Raw genomic sequence first — 21,922 nt, forward strand, 5'->3', positions numbered from 1 at the left:
TACTCCGTTAGATTTTAATCATCCTCATTATAATGAAAAGACGACAATTCGGTATAAAAAACTTCTGCCTTATCACTATTCTGTTTTTACTGAGCACTGCGGCTACAGGTGTTTATGGTCAAAAAGCTCAACCTGCTTTTACCTCCATAACCCTGCAGCCTACGGTGGCTTATGTAAAATATCATGGCGAAAACAGGCGTGTGGCGCGGCTGCTTTTCAGGAATGGCAAAAGTTATAACGCCGGGACTTTATCGGTTTCATTTAATAATCATACAGACAATATCGCCATTCCGGCCAGTACCACTGGATTGGAAGTTTTTGAAGTGCCTTTACCTGGCTCCGCTATAAAAATAGCTACCCAGGCTACCGTTACTTTAACATATAACGGGCAAACTTATACGGCCCGTTGCATTATGGAACCCGCCCGCGACAATTGGAGTGTGTATGTGCTGCCCCATTCGCATGTTGATATTGGCTATACCAACACACAGGCCAAGGTGCTTAAACTGCATATGGATAATATTGATGAGTCGATTGACCTGGCCGAAAAAACACAGAACTATCCTGCCGAAGCCCGTTTTAAGTGGACAACCGAAGCGATATGGGTGGTGGATAATTACCTGAAACAAGCCAATGCCGAAAAGAAAGCCCGCTTCTGGAACGCCGTCAAAAAAGGTTGGATAAGCCTGGATGGTGCTTACGGCAATATTAATACCAGCATGACCGACTCCCGGCAGCTGATGCAGATGTTCGCCAAATCGCAAAAACTGGCACGTGAACAGGGCATCGAGATCCATACCATGTTCCAGGGGGATGTTCCTGGCGCCTCATGGGGACTCGCAGCTCAGGCTGAGCAAACCGGTATTCATTACTTTTTGTCGGGTCCTAACGCGTCTGACCGGATCGGTAACCTGGCCAAATGGCAGGATAAGCCTTTTTATTGGTTATCCCCGTCGGGCAAACAAAAATTGCTGTTCTGGCAATGCCAGCCCTACTCTATCGGCTATCGACTTAAAGGCACCAAAATACCTAACTTTTTTACCATTGATGATCCCAAACCTTACTATACCGGTCACCCCGAAGAAAACTTCCTGAACCCGTACCTTTTCCAATACCTGGGCGATCTGGAGCAAAACAATTTTCCGTACAATATGACCATACTCACCTGGGCCATGAGCGATAACGCTCCTATCGACCCAGAACTACCCGATGCGGTAAAAGCCTGGAACGAGCATTATACTTCACCCAAACTGATCATCACTTCGGTAAAACAGTTTTTTAACGACCTGGAAAAACAATACAAAAATGAGATCCCGTCTTTTAGTGGCGATTATACCGAATATTGGACGGATGGCGTTTCGTCTGCCGCACGGGAAACAGCTTTAAGTCGTATTACATCCGACAGGTTGAAACAAACTGGGGCCATTTGGGCTATTCGTAACAAACCTGCTTACCCGGTTGCCGCTTTTGATGACACCTGGAAAAACCTGTTGCTTTACAACGAACATACCTGGGGAGCCTATAACAGCGTAGGCGAACCCGATAACGAGAAGGTAAAAAGTGAATGGAATGTAAAGCAAGGCTATGTACTGCGTGCCGAAAAACAAGTTGATTCTTTAATGACAGAGGCTTTAAAACCATCTGCAACGCAAGCCAATGCCATTGATATATACAACACCACCAACTGGCCCCGCACCGACGTGGTTTATGTGCCAGCCAGCCTAAGCAAAACCGGCGATCTGGTTAAGGATGCCACAGGTAAAAAGATACCCTCACAACGCCTGAGCAGCGGCGAGCTGGCTTTTGTGGCGAATGCCGTACCAGCCCTGGGTAAAAAAACCTATACTATTCATGCGGGCAAAGCCTTCAATAATGGCCAGGCTAAAATCAATGGTAATAGTTTAAGCAATGGTATTTATACCCTTACTGTGGATGCCAAAAGCGGCAATATCATAAAGCTTATCAGAGGTGCATCTGGTCGTAATTACGTTGCCGCGGATTCTGCGGGTCTAAACCAGTATATGTATATGCCGGGCGATTCCTTAAAGAAACTCGTGAGTACTTCCAATACCCATATCAGCATAAAAGAAAAAGGGCCTCTGGTAGTGAGTATGCTTATTATCTCTGATGCTCCCGGCACTAAGGGTATTACCCGGGAAGTAAGACTGGTAAGCGGACTGGATCAGGTGGAAATCATCAATACGATAGATAAAACCGCTATCAGGCGCAAAGAAAGCATACATTTTGCATTCCCGTTCAATGTACCGGGTGCACAAGTGCGTTACAGTATTCCCTGGGGCAGTGCCCGTGCGGAGGCAGATCAGTTGCCTTACGCCAACCATAACTGGTTTACGATGCAGCGCTGGGTTGATGTATCCAACAGCGCGTACGGCATTACCTGGTCGAGCCCGGACGCGCCATTATTTGAGATAGGTAACATTACTACGGGCAATCTTTTGGGTGGCTTGCATCATGCACCACAATGGCTTTCGTTTACCCCGCAGTCACCGGTTTTGTACTCCTGGGTAATGAACAATCTATGGCATACCAATTTCCGTGCTGATCAGGAAGGTAAAGCTACTTTCCACTACTTTATGCAAGCCCATGAAAGTGGTTTTAACAGCTTTAAAGCCAACCAAACCGGCCTGAATAATCATCAACCCTTGATCGTATCCGCGGCCACCAGCGCGCCGGAAAAAGGCTTATTCTTTAAGATCGATGGTGAAAGCATTTACATAGAAGCCATCAAACCTACCGACGACGGTTTAGGTGTAATAATTCAACTGGTGAACAGCAGCGATATCGATAGTGAAGCAGCTATCACTCCGAATACAGTAGCCGCTATTAAAATTTGGGAAAGTAATTTGATGGAAGATAAGCTGAAGGAGTTGGGGAGTCATTTTACTATCCCTGCTAAGGGAGTACTAAGCGTTAGGGTAGATAAATGATCATTATCTTCAGGTTGCATAAATTGACTGCATTTGATATTAAGCCAGCTATGAATTGAAATTGAGCCGATCATATTTATGGTTTACACTGTAAACCCATTTTTGATGATAAAATATATTTAAATATTTGATTATCAATAAAATATATTAATGTAAACCATAAAAAGTGTAAACCATGTAAACCCACTTTTTGGTTAATTCTGTCAATCTAATCCAAAACTATACATCAATCCGTAACTGAGTATCCGGATCAAATAAAAAAGAGGCTGATCATGATTCATGATACAGCCTCTTTTTTATAGCACGATCTATAGTTTTATTGATGTTTTGATCCCATATAAAAAGTGATCTCGCCACCATTCATAATGTCGGCGTGGCTTATGAAAAGACCGCTAAGTACCTTACCATTCAGTTCCATTTTTTGTACGTATACATTTTTAGGGCTTTGGTTTTTAACGTTGATGGTAAACGTTTTGCCATTATCCAGGTTGATCACCGCCCCATTCACCGCCGGGCTGCCGGTTGAATATTGGTCAGACCCAGGCGCTACCGGATAAAAACCCAATGAGCTGAAAATGTACCAAGCGCTCATCTGACCGGTATCATCATTACCACCTAAACCATCTGGTGTTGGTTTGTACATACGTGGCAATATCATGCGGATGCGTTCCTGCGTTTTCCAGGGCTTGTCTGTCCAGTTGTACAGGTAAGCTACGTGGTGCGAGGGCTCGTTGCCATGCACGTAATTACCTATAATGCCATCGCGGGTAATGTCTTCGGTTTCTGCAAAATACTTATCAGGCAGGTTCATAGTAAATAACGAATCCAGGTAACCTACAAAGCGTTTGTTACCTCCCATCAGCTTGATCAGTCCTTCCGGATCTTGCGGAGCAAACAGGGTATAGTTCCAGGAATTACCTTCAATAAAGCCTTCGTTAATAGTGCTCAATGGATCAAATTTTTGACGGAAAGTACCATCTGCCAGTTTGGGGCGCATAAAGCCTGCTTTGGCATCATACACGTTCTTATAGTTTTGAGAGCGTTTGATAAACTCTTCGTAAATATCATTGCGGTTCAGCTTTTTAGCCATCTGCGCAATAGCCCAGTCGTCAAAGGCATATTCCAGGGTTGATGATACCGACACACCACTTTTTTCATCAGGGATATAACCCCTATCTATGTACTCGCCTATGCCTTCATAATCACGATGACGGGCTGTAGCTACGCAGGCATCCAGCGCCTTGTTGGCATCAAACGGGGCATTACCTTTTACAACCGCATCGGCCAGTACCACTACGCTATGATAACCACTCATACACCAGTTTTCGTTCCCCGAGTTTGACCATATAGGTAACATCTTTTCCGGACTCTGGTCAAAGTGAACCATCATGGACTGTACCATATCTGCATTGCGCTTAGGATCAATAATATTAAATAGCGGGTGCAAGGCACGGTAAGTATCCCACATCGAAAAAGTGGTATAGTTGGTAAAGCCATCGGCTTTATGCACATTTTGATCAAGGCCTTTGTATTGGCCATCCACATCCATATAAATGGTTGGATTGATCATGGCGTGATACATGGAGGTATAAAAGTTCTGCTTAGTCTCTTTACTGCCTTGTATCACAATCTTGTGCAGTTCCTGCTCCCATTGTTGCTGCCCGTCATTTTTTACTTTCTCAAAATCCCAACCCGGCAGTTCGGTACGCATGTTATTAAGCGCGCCATCCATACTTACCGGCGATATGGCAAATTTGATCCTGATCTTTTCGCCTTCTTCGGTTTTAAAATCAAAGTAGCTTCTGATCTGGCGGCCGGCTATTTCCGGGAAGTTTTTAGTTTGATTGAATTTACCCCAGAAACCTCCGTACACCTCACGTTTATCATATTTTTTGTAACCATGCTGATAGAACGGTTTGGAAAAGCTCATGGCAAAGTACAGTGAGCGGGTGCGCGCCCAGCCATTAGTTTGGCGATAGCCAACCACGGTAGAGTCATTCAGTACCTTCAGGTAAGTCCACACATTTTTATCCGGATAGTTATAGATCCCCGCCATCAGGTCCAGAATGATGTGTGATTGATCTGATTTTGGGAATGTGTACTGATGAAAGCCCACGCGGGTGGTGGTAGTCATTTCGGCAATGATATTGCTGGCATCCAGCTTCACTTTGTAATAGTTGGCCTCGGTAACCTCATTCTGATGAGAAAAAGCAGAACGATAACCGCTCCCTGGTTTGTCTGCAGTACCTGGATTCAATTTCAATGCACCCACGGTAGGCATGATCAGGAAATCGCCCAGATCTGAGTGCCCTGTACCACTAAAATGGGTATGACTAAAGCCTACAATAGTTTTATCATCATATTGATAACCGGCGCAGTATTTATATACATCGGGATTATAGTGACCGTTGAGTTCATAGCTGGCCGTATCTGTTTCGGGACTTAACTGCACCATACCAAAAGGAACGGTAGCTCCCGGATAAGTGTGCCCCATACGCTGGGTTCCTATAATGGGGTTAACGTACTGTACCAGTTTTTCTGCCGGGTGTGTTTGTGCACCTGCCATAAAAGTGGTGCCCAATAAAAAAGCAGTGAATAAATGTTTCATATTATATAATTAGTTTTTCCCTGACAGAGAAAATGGAAAATCCTTGTCTTGCGTACCCCGGTTTTTATTTGGCGTTGCTCCCATCCCCACATTGATCACTGCACCCTGCATCAGTGCTTTATGACTAAGCCAGTTTGGGCTATACGTTTTACCATTAACATTAAACGTTTGTACATAGCGGTTTTGCGCGCTGTTGGCCGGCGCATTGATCACTACCTGTTTACCGCTCTCTAATGTAAGTGTTAGTTTTTTAAATAATGGCGCCCCCAGCACATACTGGTCGCTGGCAGGGCAAACCGGGTAAAAACCCATAGCCGAGAACACATACCAGGCCGATGTTTGACCATTATCTTCATCGCCGCAATAACCGTCAGGTGTAGCCTTGTACATCCGGTTCATGGTTTCGCGGGCCCAATACTGCGTTTTCCAGGGTTCGCCGGCATAGTTATACAAGTATATCATGTGCTGTATAGGCTGGTTACCATGCGCGTACTGCCCCATATTAGCTATCTGCATTTCACGGATCTCGTGGATCACACCACCATAATAACTATCGTCAAATACAGGAGGCATGGTAAATACTGAATCCAGCTTGGTTACAAATTTTTGTTTGCCACCCATTAAATTAATAAGTCCTTGAATATCATGAAAAACACTCCAGCTATAATGCCAGCTATTACCTTCGGTAAAGGCATCGCCCCATTTAAAAGGATTAAAGGGTGTTTCAAAAGAGCCGTCTTTATTTTTGCCACGCATTAAGCCGGTAGCAGGGTCAAACAGGTTACGGTAGTTTTGACTGCGTTTTTTATATATCCCAATTTCAGATTCCGGCTTACCCAGGGCTTTACCCAACTGGTAAATGGCAAAATCGTCATAAGCATACTCGAGCGTGCGGGCAGCGTTCTCGTTAATTTTCACATCGTAGGGCACATAACCCAATTCGTTGTAATATTTTACACCATAACGACCTGTAGCAGATATCGGGCCTTCGTTATTAGCGCCATGTACCAAAGCATCATAAAGGGTATTGATATCATAGCCCCGCAAGCCTTTCAAATAAGCTTCGGCGACAACTGATGCCGAGTTATTACCCACCATAATATCGGCATAACCCGGGCTTGACCACTCTGGCAGCCAACCACCTTCTTTATAGTCGTTGATCAGGCCTTCCTGCATCTCTTTGTTGATGGATGGGTAAACCAGGTTCAGGAACGGGTAAAGGGCCCTAAAGGTATCCCAAAAGCCCGTACCGCCAAACAGGTAACCAGGCATCACCTTGCCATTGTATGGGCTATAGTGTACTATCTTATTCTGTGCATCCAATTCATACAGCTTGTTCGGGAAAAACAACATCCGGTACATACAGCTATAAAAAGTGCGGGTTTGGTCAATGCTGCCACCTTCTACATTAATACGGCTCAGGGTTTTATTCCATACCGCTTTGGCTTTTTGACAGGTAGCGTCAAAGTTATCGTTTGCCAGTTCGCGTTTAAGATTCAATTCTGCCTGTTCAAAACTTACAAATGAGGAAGCTACCTTCAAATGCACTTTTTCACCCTTAATGGTTTTAAAGCCGATAACCGCACCGGAATGAGGGCTGTTGATCTCCAGCGAATCATGAGCAAGTGTTTTATCATGCCATGCTTTGGCCAGTGTAAAAGGCTTATCTACATAAATCACAAAATAGTTTTTAAAATTGGTCATTTTACCACGTGCGTAGCGGGTGCTATAACCGATGATCTTTTGCTCCTTAGGCAATATTTTGATGTATGATGCACGGTTAAAAGCATCAACAACGATGAATGAACTATCAGACTTAGGAAAAGTGAACCTAAACTGCGCGGCACGTTCTGTTGGTGTTATCTCTGTAGTAACATCGGCATCAGCCAGGTAAACACTGTAATAATAGGGTTTAGCTGTTTCTGATTTATGCGAAAACCAACTTGCACGCTCGTCCTGGTCAAAACGCAGCCGACCGGTTACCGGCATAATTACAAATTGCCCGTAATCATTCATCCAGGGACTTGGCTGGTGGGTTTGCTTAAAACCCCGTATTTTATCAGCAGCATAAGTGTACTGCCAGCCATCTCCCATCTTACCGGTTTGCGGCGTCCAGGTATTCATTCCCCATGGCAGGGCTATGGCCGGGTAAGTGTTGCCATTAGACAGATCGGGTTTGGAATCGGTCCCCATCAATGGGTTGATATAATCAACCGGACTGCTAACCTTTCCGACTTGTTGAGCATAGGTATTTATACATAATGCAACCAAAATGGTGCTAAAAAGAGCTTTCATTAGTTATAATTTAGTTGTGATGAAACTGCAGGTTTCAGGTTAATGTAATGTTATAATCTTTGTTATCTTCTCTCATTATAAACTCCAACCTCGGCAATGGATACCTGGTGATCAGCCGCATCAACAGAAACGCGTATTTTACTCCCCCATACCCTGTCAAAGCGGAATATTTTTACCCTGTTTTTGCTCTCGCCTGAAAACAGGGGTTTCCAGGTACCACTATCACAATATTCCAGGTGTAGTTTGGTAATGTTCGGTTTCTCCTCGGTAATAGCAATCGTATTAAAGCCCTGATCGTGTTTAAATGTAAGCTCATACCACGGATTTTTCACGGTTGGGTTAGATATCCATGAAGAATGGAAATCATCATCATTAGCAAAATCCATAATATTGGAATCATCACTCCAGCTGGAGTTCGAGAACTGGTTTTTAGCCAGATTTGATGATATAATTGGCGCCTCCAGTTTAGGCAACTTAGCCACAGGGCCATCGTTCTTCCACATCTCTCCTATTTTTTTGAGGGCTGCAAGGGCATTATCATCAATAAGGCCATCACGGTTGGGGGCTACATTCAGGATAAAATTACAATCCACATTATTAAACGGAATGATATTATCATTCACCAGTTTAACAGGGTCTTTCACGGCATCGGTAGGGTCAGATAAATTCCAGAACCAGTGTTTTTGCAGCGGATAGCAGGAAAGCGCCGGCATATTGTTATTCTCTTTTGAAATATGCTGACCGGCTCCCTGCTCATACGTTTTAATATCTGTATAGAACATACCTTCGGCAGGGTACTTAGCGCCATTAAGATCCATAACCAGGCAATTAGGCTGTAATGATTTTACCAGACGATATATCTCTTCGAAAGGCACATCATCATAGGATATTCTTGACCATGGAGCATCCCACCCATCAATGATCAGTGCGCCGATATCACCATATTTGGTCATCAGTTCCGTGATCTGGGCCTTGATCATATCAATATGTTTAGCGGTTATACCATTAGGCCTTAAGCGGTGATGGGTATCCAGAATAGAATAGTATAAAAATACTTTCAATCCGTTGGCCCTGAAGGCATCGGCATATTCTTTAACTACATCCCTTTTCAGCGGGCTGTTCATGACGTTGTAATCGGTAGTTTTAGTATCCCAAATGCAAAAGCCGCTGTGGTGCTTGGTGGTAATACAACCATAACTCATATGAGCAGATTTTGCCGCTTTCGCCCACTGATCGCAATTGAGTTTTGTTGGATTAAAAATGGCAGGGGATGCCTCAGGATCGGCCCAGTCCTGATTAAGATAAGTTGGAATGTTAAAATGGATGAACATACCGAAACGTAGATCAACAAACTCTTGCTGCAATTGCGCCAGCGTTTTTACAGGTTTGTTACTTTGTGCATACGCTGCCATACTCAAGCTGCACAACAGTGCCAGGCTAATTGCTTTTATACTATTACTTAATTTCATATAATGCTGTGAATTGGTTATGCTCCAATAACCGGATTAACCGCGTAGGCTGTCCAAAGTTCATCTAATGTTTTGCCGGTTTCTTGCTTCCAGCTGTCATCGGTAAAGGTATGATTGCGCAACTGGGCATCCAAATCTTTTACCAGGCCTGGTTTAACGTCTTTCTCTATCCACACCAGGAAACGGGCTGTAATACGGTAACTATTTTCATAGCTTTGGGTTGCTTTAAAAGCAGGCAGGCCCCACTTGGCACCATCGTTATCAACTCCAAATTTATAGCGGGCATAATCGGCTATACCTTCTGTTAACCATCCGGGGCCACTGTTATTACTACCATAGTCCTGCACAATATGCATTACTTCGTGCGTAACCACATCAATATCATGCGGGTGTTTTGTCATATATTTCGAACTAAAAACAACACGGCCATTATCTGTGGCCGCAACACCATTGTAAGCGGTGTCAATAACAAAGGTTACATTTTTCAGGGTCTTTTTATTGTAGGCTTTTGCCAGTTTAGGGTAAACAGTATAAAAAGTTTCAACCAATTTATTTTTAAGCTCGGGGCTAAAATTGGCGTCCTGGTTTTCAAAGGTTAGTTTGTATCCTTTTTTATCAAATACTTCAGTCTGTTGTGCATTACTGTTTGCCGCAAAACATAAAGTAAGTAATGCGCTTAAAAGAAAAACTTTTTTCATTGGATAAATAGTTGCTAAATACATGGTTAATACTGTTAAAATTTAGTTGGGCCAAAAAAAACACTCTGGCAGGTTATAAAAACCCGGCACACTTTGATTTGTGCCGGGTTTTGGGATTATTTTTAATTGAGATTCCTGGTAACGTGCTGTAATTTAACGGTGATCAGATAAACGCCTTCCTGAAATAATCTGAAGGTAAACCTTGGGTTGGCGCTATAAATTTTGGCCGGAGTTGGTGTAAAACCCGGATCTATCCTCACGAACTGGCTAGGTATACGGTAGTAAATGGTAAAGCCCTGAGCTGCTCCTTTAACCGGGAATGGGGTAACTTCAAAATTACAGGTTAATGAAGTATCAGAAGCAATCAATGGATGGAATTTGGCAAACGTTTCGAAACTGCTCCTGTCACCACGCTTGATGTACTCACCATTTTTGGGGTTAAAAGCCACGCCATTTTCATCAACTATTTTTAAAATAGCCAATGTACCTTTGCTTGATAATTTGGTGATGGTAACCTTGGGTTCACCTATATCTCCACTGGTGGTGGTGCCATCCTGAAACCAGGCCCCCCCACCTGCATCTATTTCGGCTACATCACCCTCATAAAAATTAAGATTCGCGATACTCTTAAAAGTTTTTGAGCCATTCTCATTAGAAGCGGCTATATCAAACTCATATGCACCCAGCGGTACATTTGCTGTAGTATTATAAAAAGTAAATGCCCCGGTATGTGTATTAAAATCAAAACTTGGAAGATTTACATTTTTACGGATACTATTGAGCAAAGCAACTGTTGTATCCACATCCGGGTCAAACTCCGAAGTATATACATACCTATCCCTGTTTTTATATAATGAATCGGCATGTTTATGTGTTACTGCATCCCTGATGTCAAGTAGCTGATAAGTTACAGGTGCGCTTGAACCATCATTATCAACCGCTATACTTTGAACTATGATACCCCGCTGAACCTGAATAGGGTTGTCACGATACCTGATCTGGCTACTTAAAAAACCATGGGGGGCTTTAACACAACCTATAACTCCGGCTGCTATTAAAGTAACAAGAATTATTTTATAGTTTTTTTCCATTTTCTTAGCTATCTAAAAAATTTATCAATTGTTGACATCATTAAAATAGGTGAACGTATGATTGTTGCTCAACACATGCAACACACCCGTTGTAGTTAGTATACCCGTAGTTTGGCACAGGGTGGAGAGCAGTTGCCTTGGATCAACCAGTTGTACACCATTTATATCAATAGGTACCGGCCCTCCGGGCACCAATGGCACCACCTTGGTGAGGTATATATACTGTGGATTGGTGGTGAAAATACTGTTGGTGTAATCCGTTGTTGGCCTAAGCTGAATTAGCCTGTATTCTCCATCCAGAGCTTTGGTATATATCCCTTTCTGTGATAAATTATCCCTGGTAATTTTATCCTTGAACATATATGCTCTTAAGGAGTCTTTAAGTAAGGAAAAATTGAGCGAATCAAATGTAAAAACCAGGTTTTCATTATTTTTTTGAATACTCAGCTGGTTTCTTTTTGCTGATACAAAATTGTGTATGGAATAATTGGTCACCGCAAAGAATGTTCCGCTGCTGTTCACCTCATCTTTCAGATTCATTTTATTGATCATCATAACCAGCGTATCAAACGTATGGTTGGTTTTCAGATAATCATACGTGGTCATATTTACCTGGGCTTTAAACAGATCGCCCCCTATGGTATAATCCTTTTTACAGGAAAAAAACACAACCGCTACGAATAAGATGGGTATAAATATTTTTAATGTTTTCATGTTTGTGTTGTTTAACGGTTAAAGTTTACCTTGCCAGTACGGTGTTTGTTTCAATACAAAATCGTCCTTAAACATGGTGGGGTCTATGGGCCACAGATTCCCTCCCAGGTTAACTCTTGTATCATTGATATGTGAATAGTCGGAAATGAAACTGCTGCTTGAGTTCCCGATCTGTTTGGTACGCACCAGATCATAAAAAGATTGACCTTCATAAAAGAGTTCACGCAAACGCTCCTCCAGTATAGTTCTGGCAAGGTCATTACCGGCTCCGGTGTAATTAGCTATTCCCGCCCTGCTTCGTATAGTATTTAACAATGTCAATGCTTCGCCATCACGCCCCAGTTGATTTAATGCTTCGGCTCTTAGAAGCATAATGTCGGCCAGGCGGAAGATGATAATGTTATTGGATAAGCGCGGGTCGTTTTTTGCTGATCCATCAGCATAGGTAATATTCGAATACTTAATAGTTTGCCCGGCGTTTGATTGCGCCTGGAAGAAGTATTTTTTATACCTCACATCTGTTGTATCTTTAAACAAGGTATTCACATACAAAGTACCTACCGGCCATTCCAGATTTGATTTTTGTGCTACAAATGGATATGCGATAGTGGGTGCATATCCACTTTGGTAAGGATTATTGAGCGATATACCTTCACTTTGCTGATAATCAATATTGATCTCAAAAATCCCCTCTACTGATTTACCAATAAATATTTTGCTGAATTGCGAGGTATCCGTAACCAGGTGATATTGCCCGTTATTAATTACCTGAGCAGTAGCTTGTTCGCACCCGGCATAGTCATGTGTCCATGCTTTAATATGAGCCTCCAATGCAAAAGCCGAGCCTTTGTTAGCCCTAACAGCACGTTGACTTTCATCGGCATAACCAAAAACGAGGTTACTTTCGGCAATTTTCAAGTCGGCTAAGCACTGTTTAAGCACATCGGCGGCTGGTGTCCGGGGTACGTTTACAGCCTGGCTTACATCCAGGTCGGGTTGTAGCTTTAACGGTACATCGCCCCAAACCCTGGTCATATAAAAATAAGTGAATGCCCGCAGGTAATAAGCTTCGCCAATGATCTGATTTTTATCATCCTGGTTACTGAACTTGCTTATCGGGATAGCAGGAACTTTGTTAATGATCAGGTTTATCTGCTGTAAAAGCTGGTAATAGTTTAACCAGTTCCAGATACCCGGCCCTACATTTAACCCTGTAAACTGACCTTGAGAGATGTTGTAGTTGGCATCATCCAGACCCGAGTTAATACTAAATTCATTTGTAGTTGCATCACCAAATACATGGAACGAATAATTACTTAGCAGTACCGAACGCAAAAGCGAATATGCACCAGCAATGGCGGTGTTGGCATCTGTACCGTTTGTAAAATAGGCGTTAGTAAAGGTGGAATTATGCGGCTGCAAATCAAGTATTTTTTTGCAGGAGCTTACACTAATTAACCCGGTTATCAGTAATAATCCGGCTGTGTATCTTATTATATTTCTTTTCATTTCTTTTCGTTTTATTTACCCGTTAAATATTAAAAGCTTACATCAACACCCAGTGTATACTTTTTGGGGATAGGGTAACCACTACCATTGTAAATACCATAGGCATCTACCTCTTCGGCATCTGGCACATTTGATTTTTGAAAAATGTGCAGGTTATCAACCATGCCATATACTCTTAAGCGGCTCAGGTGCAGGTTTTTTAAAACGGCTGGATTAAAGGTGTAGGATAAGGAAACCGTTTTTACACGTAGGTAACTTCCGTTTTCAATCCATGCCGAACTTGATGCAGCATATTTATATCTGGTTCCGCTTACAGAGCTTAGGGATGGATATTTTGCATTATCACCAGGATTTTGCCAATAATTAATGCCGCTTAGATCAGGGAAAGCGTTATTGGTAATATCATGGTACGGGTCAGGATTGCCATCGTCGGTTGGTACCAGATGGGATAGTTTACCAACCAGATAATCATTAAAAATATCACGTCCAAGCGTAAACGTACAAAACACAGATAGGCTCCAGTTTTTATAGCTAAAAATATTACTAAAACCTCCTGTAAATTTGGGGTTTGGATTGCCGGCTGCTATATAATCAGTTTGATCGAGCACACCATCGCCGTTTGAATCTTTCCATATCGGATCTCCTCCTTTAAACGGATAGCCATAAAAACTTAGGGGTTGCCCTGTTACCGGGTTAATAGGAACATCCTTATCTGTTTTATAAACCCCTGTTTGCTGAAACAGGTTAAACTCATTAATGGGCTGTCCTTGTCTTAAAAGAAAGTGGTCTAAATAAATATCGCGCCCACCGTTTGGTAATGAGGTAATTTCATTTTGGTTATAGGCAATATTAAAATCGGTTTCCCATTGAAAAGCGCTTTTAGGGTTAAAATAATGTGCTATAAAAGACACTTCAACTCCGCGGTTTTGTGTGCCAATTGAATTGGTTGCGATAGTAGTATAACCAGTAGTTACCGGCAGGTTAAGGCTAAAAATACCTTTGCTGGTATTTTTAACATAAGCATCGGCCACGAAATTAAAGCGGCCATCAAGAAAAGTAAGATCAACACCAATATTGGCCTCCTTTGAATGCTCCCAGGTCAAATTTTTATTGCTTAAGCCGCCATTAAAATTTGGAGCGATAGCTGCAATACCGTTATAGGTATTGGAAAGATTTTGACCGGTTTGTGGGCTGCTACTGCCTGTAAAACTACCTGCACCTATAGTATAGGTATTGAATGACAGGTAATTATCACCACTATCAGGCTGGCGACCCGTAATACCATAACTGGCGCGCAGCTTAAATAAAGTAAGCCAGTTTTTGGTGTTTTTCATAAAGGGTTCGTCACTGATGATCCAGCCTGCAGATACGGAAGGAAAGTAGCCTACCCGTTGACCCGCACCAAACTTTGAGGATGCATCAGCATTAAACACGCCTGATATTAAATAACGGCCTTTAAAATCGTAGTTTAACCTTAAGAAACCGGTTTGGATACCACTTTCAATCAAGTCAGAATAGGCATTGGAATTGCTTTTATTTAGTACTTTAACAATGGATATCTGATCGTTAGGAATCCCATCTGCCTCAGCATCGGTTGCTCTATAAGAGTGATATTCTGTATTTTGCCCTAATAAAACGTTTATATGGTGATCCTTATTTAAGGTTGTACTAAACTGGATATTATTACTCATGAGGTAGTTGGCCGAATTATCAACAAAGCTCGATGCATATCCAAAACCACTTTGCCTTACGGCTCCCGGAGTATAAGCATCCCTGCGGCTCCCGGCACTTTCGTACGAAATAACCGTATTAAATAACCAGTGATCATTGATATGCCAGTCAATAGTGGGACTAATAGTGATACTGTTATTGGTATTAGCATCCGTTGATACGTTTGAACTACCATAAAGGAAATCTTTATTGGCCTGTGAGAGGTACAAGTTTGATGAAGGCAGCGGGCTATTAGCATAATATCCGCCGGTAAATGGATTTACATTACCGCTCAAATCACTAAGCGAGGTAGGGCGGTCAACCCGGTAAAACCTGATCTGGGTACTTATCTTTAGTTTAGGTGATATGTTAATACCAACTGTACTATTTAGTGCATAACGCTGCAGGCCTGTTTTTTTGATAATTCCATCTTCATTGTAATAATTTAAGCCGTAACGGTAAGTTATCAGATCATTGCCACCACTTATAGACAGCTCGTAGTTATCAACCTTACCTGTTTGATAAATGCCACCCCTATAATCGTTGGCATTATTAAATGCTGGATTTAAAGTATCGGTTAATATCTGTGGGATATTTCTGAGATTATCATAATTGCCATAATGATTGATCAAATTTAATTTGGCCCTGGTTTCTTCAGCTCCCGTAAGTACCTTATCCAACTTGGGTTGATCAACAATACCGTGATAGGTTGAGAAATTTATCCTGGTTTTACCGGCAGTACCCTTTTTAGTGGTGATGATGATAACCCCATTGGCTCCTCTTGAACCATAAATGGCTGCAGCAGATGCATCTTTTAATATATCAATGTTGTCAATATCATTAATGGGGATACCTGCAAGCACATCTGTACCGGTACCTGTACCATAATTAATAGCTGCAATATCTTCGGTGCTTTGTGGTACACCATCAATCACATATAGTGGTCCTGAAATGGCCCTGGCTAAACTTGCTTTACCTGATGCAGACCCTGTATTGTTATCAATACTGCGACTAACTGAGGTATTACCTCTTAAAACTACGTTACTCCTTACACCCGGCTCTCCCGAAAAATTCTGCACGTTCAAACCCGCTACCCGTCCCTGTAACAGCGCGTCAAAAGTTGGCGTAGGAATATCAGCAATGGATTTAGGATCAACAGAGGTAATTGCAGCACTTACGCTTCTGCGCGAAACCTGTTGGTAACCAATCACCACCACATCTTTAAGTACTTTTTGATCGGTCTTCAACACTACTATCAAATTTGCATTTGCCTCGGTGATCTTAATGGTTTGTGGCTCATAACCCAGCATTCTTATAGTAATTGATTTACCAGCTTCAACCTTTAGGGTAAATCTTCCCGACGTATTGGCTGACACTCCGGAACCCGAACCTGTTAAAACAACAGATGCACCGGGCAGAGGGCCACTGGCATCTTTAATTAAACCCACTATGGTAATCTGGTTACCTGGGTTTTTAGCGTCCTGGGCATGCAATACCGACATTCCAAATACTAACAGGATTGGAATGATGCACGTATAATAAAGGAATTTTTTTTTGTAGAAAAAATTGATCATAATTTTTAATTAAATGAACAGTTAATGATTGTTTTGACAAGGACTGTGCCCTGGCAAATGAGGTAATAAGGAGTTCTGGTAGCGAGTAACTACCTGCTTTTAAGCCATAAGTCTTTGTTTCTTCATGCAGTTGAATTAGGTTAATAATAAGTTAATAAAAATGATAAAACGTTTTATCAAAAAAAGCATAACAAGCCCTACCCGGTGATGCACCACCAATTTAAAAGTATGCTGTTTAGCTTAGTCGGCTATAAAAGCAACAAAACATTTACCCAAAAAATGAACCAGTAAGCTGTTTCCCAATATAAATACGCACAACAGCCTTAATAAAACAAACAGTGCTTTTCACCGAGGTGAAAAATTAAAAAAGTATTGATAAAACGTTTTATCAATATAAACATGTTTTATGTATAAGATATAATACCCAAATATAAGATAGTAAAATGTTTTACCAAATTTGTATCACATTTTTTATTAAAAAACTTAACTTATCTAGATAATCTCATTAAGACGCTGCCAAAACGAAAAAATGATAATAAAAAAAGCAAGTTATTGTATTTTAAATCCCCCTTCCCTATAGATCATCCAAATATTCCTAAAAAGAAAGATTCAAATAAGCTAAAACCCTTTACTTTTCGCTAAAATCTGTTTTTTTCCGTAGTTGATCCTCGCTCTATGAGTTTAGACGGTATCTGTAGTTTAATTTTTGATATATCATGGCGATCCACACTCATCTGTGACAATAAAAGATCAATGGCCGACTTTGCTATTTCATAAGTAGGTTGTTGTATTGTTGTGATTCCGGGCGGATACAAATTAAATATTTCATTATCATCAAAACTGATCATGGCTAAGTCTTTGGGAATATTCAACTCAAGCTGCCTGATGCTTTCTAACCCCATTGTACCTAAATAGTTTGTCGTAAAAAATACAGCATCCATCTGCTTCTGCTGTTTTATAAAGGCTTTTATAGCGTTTATGGCTTTATCCTTATCGGTGTCAAAGGGTAATTTAAATATTAGCCTTTTGTCTTCCTTTATGTCATTAATTTTTAAAGCATCTTTGTATCCCCGTGTACGATCCTGTAACTGAATCAGATCCAGATCAGCGGTTATCAGGCCGATCTTTTTATATCCGGCTTTTAAAAGATGATCAACCGCATTAAAAGCGCTGCCATGATTATCAACTAATACATGGGGGATGTCCAAACCAGGAAAATAACCATCTATTAATACTACAGGTTTTTCATTAGCTACCAGGTTTTGTATATCTTTCTCAAGCCCTTTCATCGGTGTGACTATGTAACCATCCACTAATTGCTGAGAAAGCATTCTGATTACATCCTTTCCTTTCTGGATATTATTGTTAGTGCTGCAATAAATAATTCTGTATCCTTCTTTTTCTGCTTCTTCTTCTATCACTTTGGCCATCGCACCAAAAAACGGGCCTCCGATAGTTTCAACTACCAAGCCTATAACTTTTGAAACGCCGGTACGAAGCCCTACTGCCATCCGGTTGGGTTCATACCCATTTTTGGCTGCTACATCCAATATTTTTTTGGTTATCTCTTTACTAATACGGCCCTTGCCGTTTAAAACAAATGACACCGTTGTAATGGATGTATTGGTAAGTTTTGCGATATCCTTTATGGATATTTTTTTATTTATCATTATGTCTGAGTCTCTTGTGATTTTCAGGTTTATTGTATTAATAGCAACCAATTAGGCAAATACCTTATTTATCAAAAATATAAATTTATAACAATGCTGCTACACTTAGTGTTTTATTACAGCTATTTAAATGGCATTACCATAAACGTTCTTTTTCTATAAATAATATACTGAGCTACCGAGTTTGGTAAAACCTTTTAGTAATACAGTATATAATTACTAAATATGCTTAAATTACCATTTTAAATTAACATCCCTTACTACTAAACATTGATATACAAAAACTGATATGAGCATTACGCCCAAACTAACCCGCTTTGATCTTTCTATGATCGTTATCAGCCTAGTGATAGGGATGGGTATTTTTGCAACACCTGGTGAGGTAGCTATTAGTTCAAGTAATCCTTTCCTGTACTTTGGTGCCTGGTTTTTTGGAGGAGCCGTTAGTCTATGCGGGGCCCTTACTTTTGCCGAAATAGGGGCACGCTATCCAACTACCGGTGGCTTTTATAAGGTTTTTTCATACTGCTTTCATCCAGCATTCGCTTTTATGATCAACTGGATATTGGTGATCAGCAATGCTGCTTCGGTGGCTGCTGTAGCACTTATAGGCGCGGAGTATATTAACCCGGTAATTATGCCTACAAGCCTGCAAAACGATCTGGGTATTAAGATCATGACCATTACATCAGTTCTTATTTTGTACATCATTAACTTTTTAGGGATCAAAATGAGTGCGCGAACCCAAAATGTACTTACCATATTTAAAATAAGCATGATCCTTATTCTTTGTACGGCGGTTTTTAAAAGTCATATAACACCCGGTGATTATAAAGTTATTGTGCCACCTGACGATAATAAATATAATTTGAGTGCATTTGGGATAAGCCTGGTTGCCGTGTTTTTCACCTATGGTGGTTATCAACAAACTATCAATTTTGGTGGGGATATCATTAATGCCAAGACCAACATCCCCAAAGCAATTTTTACGGGGATGATAACAGTTATATTTCTATACCTGCTTATTAACTTTGCTTATTATTCGGTACTGGGCATCAAAGGCTTGCAACATAAAACTGCACTGGCAGCTACCCTGGCGGGGGCTATTTTTGGCGCAGTTGGCTATAAAATCATTTCATTGCTGATGTTTGTTTCGGTACTCGCGTTTATCAATGTTAATATTATGGCCAATCCAAGGGTTTATTATGCTATGGCCGAAGATGGTATCTTGCCCCGTCGCTTTAAGCACGTTAATCAACAAACACAAGTGCAGGAATTTGGCCTGAGTTTTTTTGTAACGGCAGTGCTCCTTATACTGTTTTTTATAAGCTCGTTTCAAAAGATACTCAGCTATGTCATGTTTTTTGATACCATCGGACTTTCCACAGCGGCCGTTACCATTTTTATTTTAAGAAAAAAAACCAAACACCTGGACAAAACAGGTATTTATACTATGAAATGGTATCCTGTTATACCTATTATTTTCATAGTCGCCTATTGGTTTGTTACCATAAGCATCTTTATTGAAAACCCTTTAGCTGCGTTGATATGCCTTGGCGCATTTGTTACCGGTCTTATTATATACTTTATTACTAAAAACAGCCAGAAAACCATTATAATACCTTAACTATGGAGCTTTCATTTATATTAAATGAATTGGGAGAAGAAAGAGAAAATTACTTCAACGCGGTCTCGCCTCCCATCATACAATCAAGTAATTTCACTTTTAATACGGTAACGGGCCTCAGGCAGGCCATGGCCGATGAATTTGACACCAATTTGTATTCCAGGGGGCAAAACCCAACATTGAGTATATTAAGAAAAAAACTAGCGGCCCTTGACGGAGCAGACGATGCTTTAGTATTTAGCAGTGGTATTGGAGCCATAAGCGTTCCCTTACTCTCGCTGCTGAAATCCGGTGACCATATTATTGCCGTAGAGAATCCGTATAGCTGGACCATAAAGCTTTTCAAGGAGTTTTTACCCAAATTTGGCATAAGCACCACTTTTGTTGATGGTACCGTTTATGACAATTTTGAAGCCGCGGTTACTCCCCAAACCCGTTTGATATTTTTAGAAAGCCCTAATACTTTTAGTTACGAGCTACAGGACATCAAAAGAATTGCCCAATTTGCCAGATCACGTGGAATTGTAACCATGATCGATAACAGCTACTGTAGTCCTATATATCAGCAACCAATCAGTATGGGTATCGACCTGGTAGCTCAATCAGCTACTAAGTATATCGGCGGGCATTCAGACGTTGTAGCGGGTGTACTTACCGGTAGCAAAGAGCTGATCAGACAGATATTTGATCATGAATTCATGAACCTGGGTCCTGCCATTTCGCCACATTCTGCATGGCTGCTGTTGAGAGGATTAAGGACCTTGCCTCTGCGTTTACAACGTAGCTTTGAAAGTACCGGAGTTATTATCAAATGGCTACAGGATCATGAGCATATACAACAAGTGATATGGCCTTTCAGTACCGGTTTTAAACAAACACAATTGGCGCATGAACAAATGCAAGGTTGCGGAGGATTATTTAGCTTCACTTTAAAAAATTCTTCATTTAAAAAAATAGAAACATTCTGTAATAACCTTCAGCACATATTGCTGGCTGTTTCCTGGGGTGGGCACGAAAGTTTGATACTACCGTCGATCGCATCCATTTCAGAGCAGGAATATACCGCAACAGATGAGCGCCTTCAATTGATCAGAATGTATGTTGGTTTAGAAGATACTGCGTATCTGATTCAGGATCTTCAGCAGGCGTTGGCCAAAACTTAATTGAACAGTTATCGGCATCTCCAGATCATATCAACTCGCCAGGTCATGCCGTAAAAAAGCCTCCCATGTCACCCGTCCATAGCTATTGGTTGGCCAGATATTATTTTCAGAACGATAACGGTCATATTCTTCGCTTTGAAGCGGCCGTACTTTTAGTTCATCTGTCCGGCTTAGTACATGGAGATATGTTTTTACCATTTCTTCAAATTTAAGCAGTTCAGGTCCCCCTACTCCACGAACCAATCCTACGGGTTCCCTTTGCGCTAAATCAATCAGCAACGTTGCGGCCTCTTTTACTTCTATAGATTGAAAATGCATACCATCGGGAATGGCCAGTGTACCATTTTTTTTATCAAATGTTTTTAAAATAGAGAGTACATAATTATGAAACTGGGTAGTGCGTAAAACAGAAAACGGAATGCCGCTGGCCGCTATCATTTGCTCAACCCTTATTTTAGTTTGATAATAAGCATAATTGCTTTTATCAACATTAATAATAGAGATATAAATAAAATGCAAGGTTTTATCTTTGTTTACCGCGTTTAGCAAATTTTGTGTACCCTTAATGTCAACACTCTGTGTGTCTTTCGGATTGCTTGCACAATGAATGATGATATCGGCATTTTCAGTTGCTTCCTGCAAGCCCCTATTTGATGCCAGATCGCCTTTTATAAGCTGTACACCGGCAGGAACGATGGCATTTTTCTTTGAGCTTAATACAGTAACTTCATAATTAATGGATAGTAACTGATCTACAACTTCTTTTCCCAGCAGGCCCGTACCTCCCGTTACTAATACGTTCTTCATCTGTTAAGCTTTTGTGATAAATAATTGATAAGGTATAGG

Annotated in this window: 13 protein-coding genes; 3 read left to right on the forward strand and 10 right to left on the reverse strand. The window is 41.1% G+C overall.

The features are described from left to right. Positions 1-32 precede the first annotated feature (32 nt). Positions 33-2,948 (forward strand): glycoside hydrolase family 38 N-terminal domain-containing protein, encoded by a 2,916-nt coding sequence (locus BLR84_RS08745; RefSeq protein ID WP_090466955.1) that lies wholly within the window; start codon positions 33-35, stop codon positions 2,946-2,948. A 316-nt stretch (positions 2,949-3,264) separates the two neighbouring features. Here the strand turns inward: BLR84_RS08745 and BLR84_RS08750 are convergent, their stop codons facing one another. The 9 genes from BLR84_RS08750 to BLR84_RS08790 form a co-directional block, all read right to left on the reverse strand. Next, on the reverse strand, positions 3,265-5,556 hold the full coding sequence (locus tag BLR84_RS08750) for a GH92 family glycosyl hydrolase (protein WP_090466957.1): 2,292 nt from the start codon (positions 5,554-5,556) through the stop codon (positions 3,265-3,267). Positions 5,557-5,565: 9 nt separating this feature from the next. Then, on the reverse strand, positions 5,566-7,851 hold the full coding sequence (locus tag BLR84_RS08755; protein ID WP_090466959.1) for a GH92 family glycosyl hydrolase: 2,286 nt from the start codon (positions 7,849-7,851) through the stop codon (positions 5,566-5,568). Between the two features lie 62 nt (positions 7,852-7,913). Then, complete coding sequence (locus BLR84_RS08760; RefSeq protein WP_090466961.1) at positions 7,914-9,320, reverse strand: alpha-L-fucosidase; 1,407 nt, start codon at positions 9,318-9,320, stop codon at positions 7,914-7,916. A 17-nt stretch (positions 9,321-9,337) separates the two neighbouring features. Next, positions 9,338-10,018: a basic secretory protein-like protein gene (locus BLR84_RS08765; RefSeq protein ID WP_090466963.1), complete on the reverse strand. Its 681-nt coding sequence runs from the start codon at positions 10,016-10,018 to the stop codon at positions 9,338-9,340. Positions 10,019-10,140: 122 nt separating this feature from the next. Then, positions 10,141-11,109 (reverse strand): DUF5007 domain-containing protein, encoded by a 969-nt coding sequence (locus tag BLR84_RS08770; protein ID WP_255366889.1) that lies wholly within the window; start codon positions 11,107-11,109, stop codon positions 10,141-10,143. Positions 11,110-11,133: 24 nt separating this feature from the next. Further along, positions 11,134-11,823: a hypothetical protein gene (locus BLR84_RS08775; protein ID WP_090466965.1), complete on the reverse strand. Its 690-nt coding sequence runs from the start codon at positions 11,821-11,823 to the stop codon at positions 11,134-11,136. Between the two features lie 18 nt (positions 11,824-11,841). Next, the gene (locus BLR84_RS08780; RefSeq protein ID WP_090466967.1) at positions 11,842-13,332 is read right to left on the reverse strand and encodes a RagB/SusD family nutrient uptake outer membrane protein; all 1,491 of its coding nucleotides are present in this window, start codon (positions 13,330-13,332) and stop codon (positions 11,842-11,844) included. Between the two features lie 29 nt (positions 13,333-13,361). After that, positions 13,362-16,616, reverse strand: coding sequence for a SusC/RagA family TonB-linked outer membrane protein (locus BLR84_RS08785; protein ID WP_090466969.1), 3,255 nt, complete (start codon positions 16,614-16,616; stop codon positions 13,362-13,364). 638 nt (positions 16,617-17,254) lie between these two features. Then, on the reverse strand, positions 17,255-18,286 hold the full coding sequence (locus tag BLR84_RS08790) for a LacI family DNA-binding transcriptional regulator (RefSeq protein ID WP_090467686.1): 1,032 nt from the start codon (positions 18,284-18,286) through the stop codon (positions 17,255-17,257). Between the two features lie 289 nt (positions 18,287-18,575). Here BLR84_RS08790 and BLR84_RS08795 point away from each other — a divergent pair, with 289 nt between their 5' ends. Next, a complete protein-coding gene (locus BLR84_RS08795) occupies positions 18,576-19,913 on the forward strand; it encodes an APC family permease (protein ID WP_090466970.1) in 1,338 nt (445 codons plus the stop codon). Between the two features lie 2 nt (positions 19,914-19,915). Next, positions 19,916-21,076, forward strand: coding sequence for a trans-sulfuration enzyme family protein (locus tag BLR84_RS08800; RefSeq protein ID WP_090466972.1), 1,161 nt, complete (start codon positions 19,916-19,918; stop codon positions 21,074-21,076). 30 nt (positions 21,077-21,106) lie between these two features. Here BLR84_RS08800 and BLR84_RS08805 read toward each other — a convergent pair whose 3' ends face one another. Beyond that, the gene (locus BLR84_RS08805) at positions 21,107-21,883 is read right to left on the reverse strand and encodes an SDR family oxidoreductase (RefSeq protein WP_090466974.1); all 777 of its coding nucleotides are present in this window, start codon (positions 21,881-21,883) and stop codon (positions 21,107-21,109) included. Positions 21,884-21,922 lie beyond the last annotated feature (39 nt).

It is taken from the genome of Mucilaginibacter sp. OK268, assembly GCF_900103125.1.
Classification (GTDB): Bacteria; Bacteroidota; Bacteroidia; order Sphingobacteriales; family Sphingobacteriaceae; genus Mucilaginibacter.

Bases quoted from the DNA above. Each gene is read 5' to 3' on its own strand.
- BLR84_RS08790 (WP_090467686.1), bottom strand. From the start codon at position 18,286: ATGATAAATAAAAAAATATCCATAAAGGATATCGCAAAACTTACCAAT.
- BLR84_RS08765 (WP_090466963.1), bottom strand. From the start codon at position 10,018: ATGAAAAAAGTTTTTCTTTTAAGCGCATTACTTACTTTATGTTTTGCG.
- BLR84_RS08760 (WP_090466961.1), bottom strand. From the start codon at position 9,320: ATGAAATTAAGTAATAGTATAAAAGCAATTAGCCTGGCACTGTTGTGC.
- BLR84_RS08750 (WP_090466957.1), bottom strand. From the start codon at position 5,556: ATGAAACATTTATTCACTGCTTTTTTATTGGGCACCACTTTTATGGCA.
- BLR84_RS08805 (WP_090466974.1), bottom strand. From the start codon at position 21,883: ATGAAGAACGTATTAGTAACGGGAGGTACGGGCCTGCTGGGAAAAGAA.
- BLR84_RS08770 (WP_255366889.1), bottom strand. From the start codon at position 11,109: ATGGAAAAAAACTATAAAATAATTCTTGTTACTTTAATAGCAGCCGGA.
- BLR84_RS08780 (WP_090466967.1), bottom strand. From the start codon at position 13,332: ATGAAAAGAAATATAATAAGATACACAGCCGGATTATTACTGATAACC.
- BLR84_RS08745 (WP_090466955.1), top strand. From the start codon at position 33: ATGAAAAGACGACAATTCGGTATAAAAAACTTCTGCCTTATCACTATT.
- BLR84_RS08795 (WP_090466970.1), top strand. From the start codon at position 18,576: ATGAGCATTACGCCCAAACTAACCCGCTTTGATCTTTCTATGATCGTT.
- BLR84_RS08785 (WP_090466969.1), bottom strand. From the start codon at position 16,616: ATGATCAATTTTTTCTACAAAAAAAAATTCCTTTATTATACGTGCATC.
- BLR84_RS08800 (WP_090466972.1), top strand. From the start codon at position 19,916: ATGGAGCTTTCATTTATATTAAATGAATTGGGAGAAGAAAGAGAAAAT.
- BLR84_RS08775 (WP_090466965.1), bottom strand. From the start codon at position 11,823: ATGAAAACATTAAAAATATTTATACCCATCTTATTCGTAGCGGTTGTG.
- BLR84_RS08755 (WP_090466959.1), bottom strand. From the start codon at position 7,851: ATGAAAGCTCTTTTTAGCACCATTTTGGTTGCATTATGTATAAATACC.